General features: G+C 72.6%; 15 protein-coding genes. 5 read left to right on the forward strand and 10 right to left on the reverse strand.

Going from position 1 to position 13,350, the window contains the following annotated elements; translation table 11 throughout:
* Window positions 1–3: 3 nt before the first annotated feature.
* The 3 genes from ACIBG4_RS08485 to ACIBG4_RS08495 all read right to left on the reverse strand — a co-directional run bounded on the left by ACIBG4_RS08485 (window position 4) and on the right by ACIBG4_RS08495 (window position 2,381).
* Window positions 4–555 (reverse strand): GNAT family N-acetyltransferase, encoded by a 552-nt coding sequence (locus ACIBG4_RS08485; protein WP_397201274.1) that lies wholly within the window; start codon window positions 553–555, stop codon window positions 4–6.
* 77 nt (window positions 556–632) lie between these two features.
* Entirely contained in the window at window positions 633–1,724 is a 1,092-nt protein-coding gene (locus ACIBG4_RS08490; RefSeq protein ID WP_397201275.1) for a quinone-dependent dihydroorotate dehydrogenase, read from the reverse strand.
* Window positions 1,725–1,730: 6 nt separating this feature from the next.
* Entirely contained in the window at window positions 1,731–2,381 is a 651-nt protein-coding gene (locus ACIBG4_RS08495) for a response regulator (RefSeq protein WP_397201276.1), read from the reverse strand.
* A gap of 18 nt (window positions 2,382–2,399) precedes the next feature.
* Here ACIBG4_RS08495 and ACIBG4_RS08500 point away from each other — a divergent pair, with 18 nt between their 5' ends.
* From ACIBG4_RS08500 to ACIBG4_RS08510, 3 genes are all read left to right on the forward strand, one after another.
* Window positions 2,400–2,774 (forward strand): tautomerase family protein, encoded by a 375-nt coding sequence (locus ACIBG4_RS08500; RefSeq protein ID WP_310716074.1) that lies wholly within the window; start codon window positions 2,400–2,402, stop codon window positions 2,772–2,774.
* A 94-nt stretch (window positions 2,775–2,868) separates the two neighbouring features.
* Window positions 2,869–3,549: a TIGR04282 family arsenosugar biosynthesis glycosyltransferase gene (locus ACIBG4_RS08505; protein ID WP_397201277.1), complete on the forward strand. Its 681-nt coding sequence runs from the start codon at window positions 2,869–2,871 to the stop codon at window positions 3,547–3,549.
* The gene (locus ACIBG4_RS08510) at window positions 3,546–4,157 is read left to right on the forward strand and encodes a class I SAM-dependent methyltransferase (RefSeq protein ID WP_397201278.1); all 612 of its coding nucleotides are present in this window, start codon (window positions 3,546–3,548) and stop codon (window positions 4,155–4,157) included. Before ACIBG4_RS08505 ends, ACIBG4_RS08510 begins: the two co-directional genes overlap by 4 nt.
* Window positions 4,158–4,170: 13 nt before the next feature.
* Here the strand turns inward: ACIBG4_RS08510 and ACIBG4_RS08515 are convergent, their stop codons facing one another.
* Window positions 4,171–4,854, reverse strand: coding sequence for a hypothetical protein (locus ACIBG4_RS08515; RefSeq protein WP_397201279.1), 684 nt, complete (start codon window positions 4,852–4,854; stop codon window positions 4,171–4,173).
* 90 nt (window positions 4,855–4,944) lie between these two features.
* Here ACIBG4_RS08515 and lpdA point away from each other — a divergent pair, with 90 nt between their 5' ends.
* Window positions 4,945–6,324, forward strand: coding sequence for a dihydrolipoyl dehydrogenase (gene lpdA, locus ACIBG4_RS08520; protein ID WP_310716067.1), 1,380 nt, complete (start codon window positions 4,945–4,947; stop codon window positions 6,322–6,324).
* Window positions 6,325–6,392: 68 nt separating this feature from the next.
* On the opposite strand, the gene ACIBG4_RS08525 is transcribed toward lpdA, so the two are convergent.
* From ACIBG4_RS08525 to ACIBG4_RS08545, 5 genes are all read right to left on the reverse strand, one after another.
* Window positions 6,393–7,298: an LLM class flavin-dependent oxidoreductase gene (locus ACIBG4_RS08525; protein WP_397201280.1), complete on the reverse strand. Its 906-nt coding sequence runs from the start codon at window positions 7,296–7,298 to the stop codon at window positions 6,393–6,395.
* A gap of 93 nt (window positions 7,299–7,391) precedes the next feature.
* A complete protein-coding gene (locus ACIBG4_RS08530) occupies window positions 7,392–8,483 on the reverse strand; it encodes an NAD(P)/FAD-dependent oxidoreductase (protein ID WP_397201281.1) in 1,092 nt (363 codons plus the stop codon).
* 100 nt (window positions 8,484–8,583) lie between these two features.
* Window positions 8,584–9,060, reverse strand: coding sequence for a MarR family winged helix-turn-helix transcriptional regulator (locus ACIBG4_RS08535; RefSeq protein ID WP_397201282.1), 477 nt, complete (start codon window positions 9,058–9,060; stop codon window positions 8,584–8,586).
* An 87-nt stretch (window positions 9,061–9,147) separates the two neighbouring features.
* Window positions 9,148–9,600, reverse strand: a complete 453-nt coding sequence (locus tag ACIBG4_RS08540; protein ID WP_397201283.1) for a DUF1772 domain-containing protein — start codon at window positions 9,598–9,600, stop codon at window positions 9,148–9,150.
* A gap of 49 nt (window positions 9,601–9,649) precedes the next feature.
* On the reverse strand, window positions 9,650–11,452 hold the full coding sequence (locus tag ACIBG4_RS08545) for a protein kinase (RefSeq protein ID WP_397201284.1): 1,803 nt from the start codon (window positions 11,450–11,452) through the stop codon (window positions 9,650–9,652).
* A 70-nt stretch (window positions 11,453–11,522) separates the two neighbouring features.
* Between ACIBG4_RS08545 and ACIBG4_RS08550 the strand changes: the two genes are divergently transcribed.
* Window positions 11,523–12,071, forward strand: a complete 549-nt coding sequence (locus ACIBG4_RS08550; protein ID WP_397201285.1) for a GNAT family N-acetyltransferase — start codon at window positions 11,523–11,525, stop codon at window positions 12,069–12,071.
* 60 nt (window positions 12,072–12,131) lie between these two features.
* On the opposite strand, the gene ACIBG4_RS08555 is transcribed toward ACIBG4_RS08550, so the two are convergent.
* Complete coding sequence (locus tag ACIBG4_RS08555) at window positions 12,132–13,319, reverse strand: MarP family serine protease (RefSeq protein WP_397201286.1); 1,188 nt, start codon at window positions 13,317–13,319, stop codon at window positions 12,132–12,134.
* Between the last annotated feature and the right edge of the window lie 31 nt (window positions 13,320–13,350).

The following is a 13,350-nucleotide window of genomic DNA, read 5'->3' on the forward strand; positions in this document are numbered from 1 at the left end:
GGGTCACAGCGTGGGCGTGCGGTCGTTGAGTATGCGCTGGTAGACGCGGTGGTCGCGCCACTGGCCGTCGATGTGGATGAAGTTCGGGGCGATGCCGTACGGCTCGAAGCCGGCCTTCTCCAGCACCCGCTGGGAGGCCACGTTGTCCAGCAGCGTGGCCGCCTCCACGCGGTGCAGGCCCAGCCGCTCGTCGGCGTCGCGGCACACCGCCGCCACGGCCCTGGTGGCCAGGCCGCGGCCGGTGTAGCCGGCGTCGAGCCAGTAGCCCAGGTTGGCGCTGTGGAAGGCGCCGTACACGATGCCGGACACGTTCATGCAGCCGACGATCCGGTCGCCGTCCGCCAGCACCCACGGCATGAGCCGGCCGTCGCGGCACTGCTGGAGCTGCGCCTCCAGCCGCTCGCTCTGGCCGGTCAGGGTGAAGAAGGTGTCCGGCCTGCGCGGCTCCCAGCGCCGCAGGTGGTCGCGGTTGCGTACGTAGGCGTCGGTGAGCGCCTGCGCGTCGTCCTCGGCAACGGGGCGCATGACGATGCCGTCTGCCAGCGAGATCCTCACCGTCCAACCCTAGGGCCGCCCGTGCCCCCGGCTCTCACAGAGGTCCCGCCGACACGGGCGCCCGGGCGGCCCGGCGGTCAGGTGCCGGTGCCCGGCCCGGGGGCCGTGGTCGAGCCAGGGGCGGTGCGGCCGATGATCTCGGTGACGGAGGTGAGGCCGTGGCGGCGGATCCGGCGCGAGAGCTGCCGGTGGATGTGCGAGGCCCACAGCGGCCCGCCGTACACCCAGCCGGTGTACCCCTGCACGAGCGTGGCCCCGGCCAGCAGCCGCTCCCAGACGTCGTCCACGTCCTCGACCCCCCCGACGGAGACCAGCGTGAGCCGGTCGCCGACGCGGGCCCGCAGCCGCCGCAGCACCTCCAGCGAGCGCGCCTTGAGCGGCCGGCCGGACAGCCCGCCCGTCTCGCCGCTGTGCCTGATCGTGGTGTTGGTCGCGATGATGCCGTCCAGCCCCAGCTCCAGGGCCAGGTCGGCGACCGCGTCCACGTCCTCGTCGGCGAGGTCGGGCGCGATCTTCACGAGCAGCGGGGTCCGGCGGGGCGTGCCGTCGGCGACCTCCTTGACCGCGGTGAGCAGCGGGCGCAGCAGCGAGACGGCCTGGAGGTCGCGCAGCCCCGGCGTGTTCGGGGAGCTGACGTTGACCACGAGGTAGTCGGCCAGGGGCGCGAGCTCCTTGGCGCCGGCGACGTAGTCGGCCGCCGCCTCGGACTCCGGCACCACCTTGGTCTTGCCGATGTTGACGCCGACCACCACGGGCACCCCGCGGACGCGGCGCAGGCGGCGGGCGGCGGACGCGGCGCCGGCGTTGTTGAAGCCCATGCGGTTGACGACCGCCCGCTCGCGCACCAGCCGGAACAGGCGGGGCCGCGGGTTGCCGGGCTGGCCGTGCGCGGTGATCGTGCCGACCTCCACGTGGCCGAACCCGAGCGCGGCGGCCCCCTCGGCGCACGCGGCGTCCTTGTCGAAGCCGGCGGCGAGCCCGAGCGGGCCGGGGAAGTGGACGCCGAACGCGCTGACGCGCAGCGCCGGGTCGTGGGGCGCCAGCGCCCTGTGGAGCAGCCGCTTGACCAGCGGCAGCGCCGACAGCAACGCGAGGGCGCGGACGGTGAGGTGGTGCACGGCCTCGGCGTCGAAACGCCGCAAGACCTGCGTGAACACGAGGCGATACATCACGCGTCAGGCTACCAAGCCGGCCTCGTGGGCGATGATCGCGGCCTGCACCCGGTTGCGCACCTCGAGACGGGTGAGGATGGCGCTGACGTACGCCTTCACCGTGCCCTCCACGATGTGCAGCCGTCTGGCGATCTCCGCGTTGGACAGGCCGCCGCCGAGCAGGGCGAGCACCTCGCGCTCCCGCTCGGTCAGCGCCTCGACCCGGTCGCGGGCCGCCGCGCCGCGTGACACGCGCCCGGCGGCGAGCTGGGTGATGACGCGCTGGGCGACCTTGGGCGACAGGTACGCGGCACCGCCCGCGACGGCGTGGACGCCGGCGATCAGCTCCCGGGGGTCGCCCGACTTCAGCAGGAAGCCGCTGGCGCCCACGTCGATGGCCTTGGCGATGTAGTCGTCCTCGCCGAACGTGGTGAGCATCACCACGGCCGTCCCCGGCGCCGCCCGGCGGATCTCGGCGGCGGCGCCCAGCCCGTCGAGCCTGGGCATGCGGATGTCCAGGAGGGCCACGTCCGGGTGGTGGCTGATGGCCAGGTCCACCGCCTCGCGGCCGTCCCCCGCCTCGGCCACCACGGCGAGCGTCGGATCGGTGGCGAGGATGGCCCGCACCCCGGCCCGGATCATGGCCTCGTCGTCAGCCAGGAGCAACCGGATCATTCCCCTATAGTGCCGCACATGGCACAGGTGAAGCTTTACGGGCGCAGGGACGTGTGGGCGGGACGGCAGCGCGAGGTGTCCGACCTCGTCCACTCCTGCCTGGTGGAGGCGTGGGGGCTGCCGGAGGAGAAGAGGTTCCACCGGTTCCTGCTGCTGGACGCGGACGACCTCATCTGCCCGCAGCGCGGCGACGGCTACCTGATCATCGAGGTGCTCTGCTTCACGGGGCGCAGCGACGAGGCCAAGCGGGCGCTCATCCGGGCGATCTACGACAGGTGCCCGTACCCCGCCGATGACGTGGAGATCACCATCGTCGAGATGCCCAAGGTCAACTGGGGCATCCGCGGGGTGCCGGCGGACGAGCTGTCCCTGCCGTACAAGGTGGAGGTCTGACGAAAGGGCGGGCGTCGCCCGTCACGACCTCGTAAGGGTTGCCCCGGGTCGCGAGCTCTACGGTCGGTCATATGAAGATCGCCCTGGAGGCGGCATGACCACCATCGTGACCATCGCCAAGGAGCCGGTGGCCGGCCGGGTCAAGACCCGCCTCACCCCGCCGCTGAGCCCGGCCCAGGCCGCGCTCCTCGCCGAGGCGGCGATCGAGGACACCCTGCGGACCGTCGCCGCCACTCCCGCCGGTCAGCGGGTGCTGGCCCTGGACGGGCTGCCCGGGAGCTGGCTGCCGCCCGGCTTCGTGGTGATCCCCCAGCGCGGGACCGGTCTGGACGAGCGGCTGGCCGCCGCCTTCGCCGACTGCCGGCGGCTCCGGCCGGAGCCGGTGGTGCTGATCGGCATGGACACCCCGCAGGTGACCCCCGGCCTGCTGCGCGACGCGGCGGAGGCGCTGACGGAGTGCGACGCGGTGTTCGGTCCGGCCGCCGACGGGGGGTTCTGGCTGCTGGGGTTGCGGCGGCCCGATCCGGGGCTGCTGCTGGGCGTGCCCATGTCGCGGCCGTACACCGGGGCCGCGCAGCTCGAACGGCTCTCCCGGGCCGGGCTGGCGGTGCGGCGCCTGCCCGAGCTGACCGACGTGGACACCGCGGCCGACGCCTTCCGGGTGGCCGCGGAGACACCGGCCTCCCGGTTCGCCGCGACGCTGCGCGAGCTGGCGGGCTCCCCTGAGGCACGGGCCCCCGAGGCACGGGCCACCGAGGCGGGCGCGCTGCGATGATGGGAGAGATCTACGCCGACGCCCTCGGCGGCGCCCCCGTCGAGATCGAGCACGTCGACGGGGCCCGCACCGTCCTGGAGGCCGCCCGCTGGCTGGCGCCCATGGACGGCGACGAGGCCATGCTGCGCCGGTGCGCCGGCCCGACCCTCGACATCGGGTCCGGCCCCGGGCGGCTCACCGTCGCGCTCAACCGCCGCGGCGTCGCGGCCCTGGGCATCGACATCACGCCCCACGCCGTACGGCTGACCCGCCGGGCGGGCGGCTTCGCCCTGCTGCGCAGCGTGTTCGACGAGCTGCCCGGCAGCGGCCGGTGGGAGACGGCGCTGCTCGCCGACGGCAACATCGGCATCGGCGGCCACCCGAACGTCCTGCTGCGCAGGGTCAGGGAGCTGGTACGGCCCGGCGGCGAGGTCATCGTCGAGGTGGAGCCGCCGGGCGTGGCCAGCCGGGTCGAGCGGGTGCGGCTGCGCCGCGGGAGCACCGTGGGCGAGTGGTTCGGGTGGGCGGTGGTGTCGGCCGACGACATCGCGCGGGTCGCCCGCTCCAGCGGCTTCGCCCTGGCCGACTGCTGGGAGGAGCTGGGGCGCTGGTTCGCCGGCCTGCGCTGAAGCCCGGAGCCCGTCATCCCATGCTTCCCAGCACCACGGCCCCGGCCCCGAGCGCGAGCGCCAGCGGGACGGCCCACCACCGGGGCGCGGGCCCCGCACGCAGAACCCGCACCCCGTACGGGACCAGCGCCACGCACAGCCCGGCGACGGCCAGGACCGACATCGGGCCGGTCCCCTTGAGCACCCCGATCGGCAGCGCCGTCATCAGCCCGAGGGCGACGCTCGGCACGAGCCCCAGCGTCCCGGCCCTCCACAGGCCGGCAGCCAGCACGGCCCACCCGAAGAGCACCGCCATGTTGAACGGCTGGAAGACGTGGAACGCGCCGTAGGCGTCGGCCACGGCCCGCTGCGCGGAGGCCAGGCCCTGGACGTCCACGAGCTGGAGGGCCAGGTGGCTCACCCCGGCGTGGAAGGCGCGGGCGAACAGGCCGCACAGCACCATCACCCCGCCGCAGAGCACCAGGCGGGAGGCGGGCGAGCGCCGGACCAGCCCGAGCACACCGGGCCAGAGCAGGACGCTGCCGAGGGCGAAGCACCCGTACGAGGCGGACATCAGGGTGGGGGCGTCGGCGAAGGCGGCGAGCTGGGCGGGGAAGAAGCCGTCGTACTCGACGCGGAGCAGCACGCCGGCGAGCATGAGGACGGGCGCGAGAACCAGGCTCAGGCCTTCGGCCCAGCGGCCGGGGAAGTCGGTCATGGGTACGATCCAAGCCGCCGACAGGCTCCGTATCACTGGGGCAGGGGCGAGGGTCAGGGGTAGACCTGGGTGGACGGTATGGTCCGACTCATGAGCACTCACTATGACGTCGTCGTTCTCGGCGCGGGTCCCGGAGGGTACACGGCCGCGGTCCGCGCCGCCCAGCTCGGGCTGCGCGCAGCGGTCATCGAGGAGAAGTACTGGGGTGGCGTCTGCCTGAACGTGGGCTGCATCCCCTCCAAGGCGCTGCTGCGCAACGCGGAGCTGGCTCACATCTTCCACAACGAGGCCAAGACCTTCGGCATCAGCGGCGAGGTCTCCTTCGACTACGGCGCCGCCTTCACGCGCAGCCGCAAGGTGGCGGACGGCCGGGTCAAGGGCGTCCACTACCTGATGAAGAAGAACGCCATCACGGAGTACGACGGCCGCGGCACCTTCCTGGACCCCAACTCGATCCAGGTGAACGGCGAGACGATCACGTTCGACCATTGCATCATCGCCGCCGGCGCCACCACCCGGCTGATCCCCGGCACGTCGCTGTCGGAGCGCGTGGTGACGTACGAAGAGCAGATCATGACCGGCGAGCTGCCGGGCAGCATCATCATCGCGGGCGCGGGCGCGATCGGCGTGGAGTTCGCGTACGTGCTGCACAACTACGGCGTCAAGGTGACGATCGTGGAGTTCCTCGACCGGGTGGTCCCCCTGGAGGACGAGGAGGTGTCGGCGGAGCTGGCCAAGCGCTACAAGCGGCTCGGCATCGAGATCCTCACCTCCACGCGGGTGGACGCCATCGACGACAACGGCTCCTCGGTCAAGGTCACCGTGACGCGCGACGGCCGGCAGGAGGTGCTGGAGGCCGACAAGGTGATGCAGGCGATCGGCTTCCAGCCGCGGGTCGACGGCTACGGCCTGGAGAAGACCGGCGTGGCCCTCACCGACCGGGGCGCCATCGCGGTCGACGGCCGCTGCCGGACGAGCGTGCCGCACATCTTCGCCATCGGCGACGTCACGGCCAAGCTGATGCTGGCCCACGCCGCCGAGTCCATGGGCATCATCGCGGCCGAGACCATCGGCGGCGCGGAGACCATGGAGCTCGACTACGTGATGATCCCCCGGGCGACCTACTGCCAGCCGCAGGTGGCGAGCTTCGGCTACACCGAGACGCAGGCCCGTGACCTGGGCTACGACGTGAAGGTGGCCAAGTTCCCGTTCACCGCCAACGGCAAGGCCCACGGCCTCGGTGACAGCGGCGGCTTCGTCAAGGTCATCAGCGACGGCAAGTACGGCGAGCTGCTCGGCGCCCACCTCATCGGGCCCGAGGTGACCGAGCTGCTGCCGGAGCTCACCCTGGCCCAGCAGTGGGACCTGACGGTGCACGAGGTCGCGCGCAACGTCCACGCCCACCCGACGCTCGGCGAGGCGGTCAAGGAGGCGATCCACGGCCTGGCCGGCCACATGATCAACATGTAGGGACATTCCTGACGAGATCGGTACGGCCGCCGCCGTACCGATCGTGCCTCGGCCTCTCCGGAACGTGCTCAGGCTTTGGCGACCGCCTCCCGTACGGCGGGGACGACCTCTCTGGCCCAGCGGCCGAGCAGGAGAGGGTCCGGCCCGGCGTGGCCGGCCGAGAAGAGCATGAAGCCCGACGCGCCGTGCTCCAGCACGGCCCCGGTCAGTTCCTCCACCCACTGCTCGGCGGAGCCGCCGATCCAGCGGCCGTCGCGGTCGCGCGTGGCGGGCAGCGGCCGGTCGGTGATGCGCCCGGGGAAGTTGAAGACCGTGCGGATCTCGCCCGGGTCGCGGCCCACGGCCGCCGCCGCTTCGTCGATGACCGGCCGGGAGGCCCGGTATCGCTCGCTGAGCCAGTCCGCCGCGTGGCCGGGGATCCAGCCGTCGGCCACCCGCCCGGTGGCGGCCAGGGACTTGCGGCCCACCGATCCGGTCCACACGGGCGGCGCGGCCACGGGAGCCGGCTCGATCTGGTTCACCTGGTAGTGGCGGCCCTGGTAGGTGACCGGGGGGCCACCGCCCGACAGCAGCTTGACCAGGGTGATCGCCTCCTCGAAGGCGTCCACGGCATCGCCCGGTGACAGTTGCGGCACCCCCATGGCGGCGATGCGCTCCCACAGCCCGCCCGCGCCCATGCCGAGCACGACGCGGCCGCCCGACAGCGCCGACAGCGACGTCACGCTCCGCGCCAGCATGGCCGGAGGCCGGGTCGGCAGGTTGGTGACGTTGGCGAAGCCCGTGATGCGCTCCGTGCGTCCCAGGATGAAGCCGAGCCCGGCGTAGGCGTCGAGGCGCTCGCCGATGTAGGGGTGGTCCGACAGCGAGAAGAGGTCGAGCCCGTCGCGGTCGGCCTCCTGGGCCATGCGCAGCAGCTCGGTCAGCTCCCCGATGCCGCTGTGCGCGCCGAAGCCGAAGAGAACTTTCCTGTCCATGGGGTGTTCCGCCTTTCCGTCAAGCATGTTCAGTGGTCACCAGGCGCGGGCCTCGGGCGGCCCGGGCGGGTGTGTCGCACGTCTTCCCGTCCTTCAGGCCGCGCTGAACTGCTCGGTGAAGCGGCCGGTGAACAGGTCGGCGCCCTTGTACTCCGAGACGGTCGTGGCGGGGACGACGGCGGGGCCGTCGGGTGTGGGCAGCTGGCCGGCGCCGCCGCGCGGTCCGAGCGGGAGCAGGATCATGGGGTCGGCCGCGGCCCGGTAGGTGGCCGTGGGCCGCTCGCCGCGCAGCTGGGCGGTGATGTTCCGCGCCACGACCTCGGCGTGCTGCATCGCGTACCCGGCCATCTTCGCCTCGGGGACGTCGGTGATGTCGCCGATGGCGTAGACGTGCTCGTACCCGTGGATGTTGAGGGTCTCGGTGACGGGGACCTGTCCCCGCGACGTGCGGGTCGTCAGCCGGCCGTCGGCGAGGTAGTCGCTGTTGACGCGCACGCCGTGGGCGCGGAACCAGATGTCGGCGGTGATGTCGTCGCCGCCGGTGGTGGTGACGGTGAAGGTGCCGGCCTGGCCTGGCTCGGTCGCCGGCGGCGCGGTCAGGCCGGTGCCCAGCCGTAGCCGGATGTCCAGCTCGTCGAGCTGGCGGTGCAGGTCCTGGCGCAGCTCCGGCTGGAAGGCAGGCAACAGCCGCTCGGCCGGGTCGACGACGGTCACCTGCTTGTGCGGCCAGACCTCCTTGATCTCTCCGGCCAGCTCCAGGCCGACCGGCCCGGCGCCGAGGATCAGCACCCGCTCCGCGCCGGCCAGCTCCTTGTGGGTGAGGCGCAGGTCGTCCAAAACCTCCTCGACGGAGTCGGCTTCGGGCTTGGCCGGGTAGGCGTAGCTGGAGCCGGTGGCCAGGACCAGGTAGTCGGCCTCGACCCGCTGCCCCGAGGCCAGGGTGACGCCCCCGGGGTCCACCGAGGCCGCACGGTCGCGCAGCACCGTGCCGCGCGTCAGCCACTGCTTGTAGGGGAAGAACATGTTGCTCCCCCACTCGGGCCGGGTCAGCGCCCGCAACGACCCCGCCGTGTTGATGAACGCCTCCCGGGGATCGACAAGGATGACGTCCGCCTCGGACTCCAGCGCCTTGGCGACCGCCGAGCCCCCGTAACCGCCGCCGATGACCGCGACTGTACGACGCATGATTCACTCTCCCACATTCAAAAACGAGTTGCAGTTCGTGGCACGAACGATAATAGTTCGTCACACGAACTGCAACTCGCCTGGGGAGCTGCGGGCTTTCTCAGTGCTCGGCGAGGGACCCTTCGCCGGGCTCCCGGAAGACGACCGGGACCTTGTTGTCCAGCACGACCCGGGCGAGCAGGCCGGCGAGCGTGTCGTGTTCGGCGGCGTCGAGCCCTTCCGTCAGCCGCTCGACGCGCCGGCAGGTCTCGACGTAGAACTCCCTCGCGAGCCTGTCCCCGCGCCGGGTCAGCGCGACCCGCACCGCGCGCGAGTCCTGCGGGTCCGGCCTGCGCTCGACCAGGCCGTTGCGCTCGGTGCGGTCCACCAGGCCGGTCAGGCTCGACTTCGCCAGGCCCAGCATCGCGCCCAGCTCGCTCATGCCGTACGGCTGCGGCATCAGCACGCACAGCAACTGACCCTGCTGCGAGGTGAGGCCGTACTCCCGGGCCGACTCGGCGTACACGGCATTCACCAGGAACGTGGACCGCACCAGCCCGGCCACAACCCCTATCTGGCCATCGTCATCTTTAACCACTCGGCCAGGATATCATCGAAGCGCCACACAGTTCGTGAGACGAACTTTGGCTTTCCAGGCCTGGAGCTTTTCAGGCCAGGAGCTGATTCAGGCCAGGAGGAGCGCCACGCCGGTGAGCACGAGAGCGGCGGCGCAGGACAGGCTGCGCACGTGGTTCCAGCGCGTCCAGCGCGGCGAGTACGCCGCCCAGTCCATGTCGCCGGCCTCCAGGGCGTTGTTCATCGGCACGTTGAGCGCGGCCGTCGTCGCCAGCGTGCCGAGCCCGTAGACGGCCGCGGCCGCCAGGCACAGGACCCCCGCCGCCGCGCTCCCGCCCGTGAGCAGGAACACCCCGGCGGCCAGCGACGCCGCCGGCGCCAGCAGGAACACCGGCAGGAACCACGGGTTGAGAATCGTCCGGTTGACGCTCCGCATGGCCGCCGTGGCCTGGGCCGGCTCGACGGCGTCGAGGGCGGGCATGACCGTGGTGGAGAAGGCGTAGAAGAGCCCGGCCATGAGCCCGTGGAACAGCAGGGAGATGATCGCGAAGGCCGTGGACATGACCTGATCATCCCAGTCGTCCGCCGGGCCGGCGCCACCGGGTGAGCCGCTACCAGGTGACGGTGGGACTCTCCTTGCCGCCGCCCCAGTCGCGCGCGCCGGTCGGCTTCCATCGCTGTCGCACGTCGTGCAGCTCCCCGACCCTGGCCACGTGGACCTTGACCGGGCCGCACATGGCGACGCCGTTGGCCGCCGGTGGGACGTCCATGCAGATGAGCGGCTGGGACGCGACGTGCTCGGCTTCGGTGTTGTAGAGCTGCACGTGGATGTTCCCGTCGCCCACGGCCTTCTTGAGCTTGCCCTTCATGAGGATCGTGTCGCCCACCACGGCGATGCACGGCGACATCAACGCGCTCGTGCCGGGCCCCGCGGAGACCCAGGGGCGGCACCGCCATTCGGGCGTCGTGCCCCGGCTCGTGGTGTCGGTCTTGTCGGTGCCGTCGTCGGGCTTGACCTCGGTCGCGGTCTTGGAGTCGTCCGGCTCGGGCGACCGCACACGCTCGCTGGTCCTGGTCGGCCCGGTGTCCGGCTTGTCGGCCGTCTTCTTTTTCGGCTCGGTGGACGGCGGCTCCACGGGCACGGTCGTGCGGTCCCGCACCGGGTGCGTCTCGCCCTTCTTCGGCTCGCCGCTCTTCCCGGTGCCGGGGGTGGAGACGGGGCTGTGCGGCGTGGACCCCACGGGCAGCGACTGTACGGCCGGCGGTTGCCGGGACGCGGGGTCGTGGGACGTTCCGGACGCCGGGGCGCGCCAGGGGGCCACGACCGCGACGACGGCGGCGCTGGCGGCCAGGGCGACGGTGACGGCGCCGAGCACGGTCATCCGCCGCCGCGACCGGCCCGCGGGCGCTCCCGGACCGGGCGTGGGCCCGGTGGGCGCATGGGGCCGGCCGGGACCGGCCGGCCCGGTGGTCCCGGCGGGCCGGCCGTGACCCGTCGCGGGCGGGGCGCCAGGCGACAAGGGCGACGGGGCGAGGGGCTCCGAGGTGACCGAGGGGGCGTCGGAGCGCGAGACCGCCGGGAGCGCGGGCACGCCCGCCAGCGCCGGCCCGGCGTCCCGGAGCGCCGCCGCCACCGCTCCGGCCGGCGGCCGGGCGGCCGGGTCCTTGGCGGCGCACGCCGTGACGAGCGCCCACAGCGTGTCCGGCATCCCGGGCAGCCGCCGGGGCACGGCCATGGCGTGCTGCCGGATCAGCACCATCGGGTGGTCGCCCACGAACGGCGGTCGTCCGGCGAGCAGCTCGTACAGGATCAGCCCGAGGGCGTACACGTCCACGGCAGGCGTCGCGGCGCCGCCGTCGGCCACCTCGGGCGCCATGTAGACGGGCGTGCCGATGACGGCGCTGGTCTGGGTGAGGCCGGGGCCGTGGAGGATGCGGGCCACCCCGAAGTCCGTCAGCCGTACCTGTCCGGTGGACCGGTCGAGCAGGACGTTGCCCGGTTTGACGTCGCGGTGGACGATCCCGAGGTCGTGGGCGGCGGCCAGCGCTCCGGCCGTCTGCGCCAGCAGCCCGGCCGCCTCGGCCGGGGGCAGCGTGCCGCGCCGCTGGACCAGCGTGCGCAGGTCACCACCCTCGACGAGGTCCATCACCAGCGCGAGCCGCTCGCCCTCGACGACGAAGTCGCGGATCGTGACGATGTTGGGGTGACGCAGGCTGCGCATCACCTGACGTTCCTGGACGAACCGCAGCACCAGGTCCTGGTCGGCGCTGAGGCCGTCGCGCAGCAGCTTGACCGCCACCACCTCGCCGGACTCCCGGTGCCGCGCCCGCCACACGGTGCCCATCCCACCGGCGCCGATCTCGTTCATGAGCACGTACCCGCTGCCCAGTGAGATCTCGGGCCCGTCTGCCATCAACCGCTTTCCCCCTCCGAGAATGAAGATCACAATAGTCAGGGCGATCCGGTTCCAGGAAGATGGGCGCATGCCGCCCGTCACGATCACGCCCTTCGCCACCCACCGGCTCGACCTGCTGCCCCTGGCCGTCGAGCACGCCGCCGAGATGGCCGTGGTCCTCGCCGACCCCGCGCTGCACGCGTTCATCGGCGGTGAGCCGCTGGACGAGGACGCGCTGCGGGCCCGCTACGCGCGCCTGGCCGCCGGATCGCCCGACCCCGCCGTTTCCTGGCTCAACTGGGTGATCCGGGTACGGGACGAGGGCCGTCTCGCCGGGTACGTGCAGGCGACCGTCACCGCGGAGTCCGTCGCCGAGGTCGCCTGGGTGGTCGGCACCGGCCGGCAGGGCCGGGGCATCGCCACCGAGGCCGCGCGCGGGCTCGTCGGCTGGCTCCGGGACGCCGGAGCGCGCACGATCGTCGCGCACGTCCACCCGGACCACGCGGCGTCGGCCGCCGTGGCCGCCTCCGCCGGCCTCTCCCCCACCGACGAGTGGCAGGACGGCGAGGTCAGATGGGTTCACATGCCAGAACCATCGGCCACGCCGGAAACATCACACCCGCGCACAGCCCGGTGACCTCTGAGATCTGAACGGGCCCCGTCCGGAGTACGCGCCGCACCCGATGGTGCAGCCGGGCTAGTCGCAGGTACGGGTGCTGACGGGCGTGGTGACGGTGGCGGACTGGCGGGCGTCGGAGGACACCTCCGAGGCGGTCAGCACATACCCCGTGTCCTTCTGGCCGACGACGACGCCGAAGACCACGCCCAGCACCCGGCCGCCGGTGTCGAGCAGCGGCCCTCCGGAGTTGCCCTGCTCGACGGTGCCGCGGATCACGTAGACGTCCCGTGACACGTCGCCCTCGTGGTTGATGTCAGGGCTGAGAGCCTCCCGGCGGGCGGCGATCCTGGCCGGCTGCGGCGCGTACCCCCGCCCCTGGGGGTAGCCGGCCACGATGGCGTCGTCGCCCTTGACCGCCTCACCGTGGAAGGCGAGCAGCGGCAGCCCGGCGTTCGGGACGTACAGCACCGCGATGTCCCGCCGCGGGTTGAAGCGCACCACCGTGGCGGGGCGCGCCTGCCCGGTGTGGTCGATGACCTGGAGGGCCGTGTCCACGCCCGCGACGACGTGCGCGTTCGTCATGACGTGGTCGGGCGCGAACACGAACCCGGTGCCCTCGATCTGCTTGGCGCAGGAGCTCGCCGTGCCTCGCACCTGGACGATCGCGGCCCGCGCCTGCTGCAGCCCGGCGCCGCCGAGCACCGCCGGGTCGGGCGGCGCCACGTCCACGGCGTCGCCCCGGATGGCGTCGAGCACGGGCGGGAATTCGGACCGGTCAATGAATTTCTTGAACGGTTTCTGCCAGGCTCTCACGCCGTCCGGCATGGCGCCGTCCACGGTGGACAATAACAACGAGCCGCGAATCTGCTCCACGACCGGCGTGAATGTGCTGGCGACCAGCAGGCTGCCCACCATCCAGGCAATGACGAGCACCGACAGCACCCCGGCAATTGTGCCGCCCACCGCGTCCACCACCTTGGCCGGCGGCCGCCGTACATATGAACGCACCACGGCGCCCAGGGTGGACGAGAGTAGCTGGCCCAGCAGGGCCGCCACCAGCACGACCACCACCGCGACCAGCGCCTGCATGACGTCTCCGTCGACCAGGGCGCCGGCGATCGGCGGCGCCACGTACACGCCGAACACGCATCCGCCGACGAAACCGACGAAGCTCATCACCCCGAGGATGAATCCCTGCCGATAACCCGAGAAGCCGAATCCGACCGCCATGGCGAGCAGAACGAGATCCAGCAGATCACCACGCACGCGGCCAAGGAAACCACAGGCTCATCCCCTT

Source organism: Nonomuraea sp. NPDC050383 (assembly GCF_044459125.1).
Taxonomy (GTDB): domain Bacteria; phylum Actinomycetota; class Actinomycetes; order Streptosporangiales; family Streptosporangiaceae; genus Nonomuraea.

Coding starts and splice junctions, on each gene's coding strand:
- ACIBG4_RS08490 (WP_397201275.1), bottom strand. CDS start 1,724: ATGTATCGCCTCGTGTTCACGCAGGTCTTGCGGCGTTTCGACGCCGAG.
- ACIBG4_RS08495 (WP_397201276.1), bottom strand. CDS start 2,381: ATGATCCGGTTGCTCCTGGCTGACGACGAGGCCATGATCCGGGCCGGG.
- ACIBG4_RS08500 (WP_310716074.1), top strand. CDS start 2,400: ATGGCACAGGTGAAGCTTTACGGGCGCAGGGACGTGTGGGCGGGACGG.
- ACIBG4_RS08505 (WP_397201277.1), top strand. CDS start 2,869: ATGACCACCATCGTGACCATCGCCAAGGAGCCGGTGGCCGGCCGGGTC.
- ACIBG4_RS08510 (WP_397201278.1), top strand. CDS start 3,546: ATGATGGGAGAGATCTACGCCGACGCCCTCGGCGGCGCCCCCGTCGAG.
- ACIBG4_RS08515 (WP_397201279.1), bottom strand. CDS start 4,854: ATGACCGACTTCCCCGGCCGCTGGGCCGAAGGCCTGAGCCTGGTTCTC.
- lpdA (WP_310716067.1), top strand. CDS start 4,945: ATGAGCACTCACTATGACGTCGTCGTTCTCGGCGCGGGTCCCGGAGGG.
- ACIBG4_RS08525 (WP_397201280.1), bottom strand. CDS start 7,298: ATGGACAGGAAAGTTCTCTTCGGCTTCGGCGCGCACAGCGGCATCGGG.
- ACIBG4_RS08530 (WP_397201281.1), bottom strand. CDS start 8,483: ATGCGTCGTACAGTCGCGGTCATCGGCGGCGGTTACGGGGGCTCGGCG.
- ACIBG4_RS08540 (WP_397201283.1), bottom strand. CDS start 9,600: ATGTCCACGGCCTTCGCGATCATCTCCCTGCTGTTCCACGGGCTCATG.
- ACIBG4_RS08545 (WP_397201284.1), bottom strand. CDS start 11,452: ATGGCAGACGGGCCCGAGATCTCACTGGGCAGCGGGTACGTGCTCATG.
- ACIBG4_RS08550 (WP_397201285.1), top strand. CDS start 11,523: ATGCCGCCCGTCACGATCACGCCCTTCGCCACCCACCGGCTCGACCTG.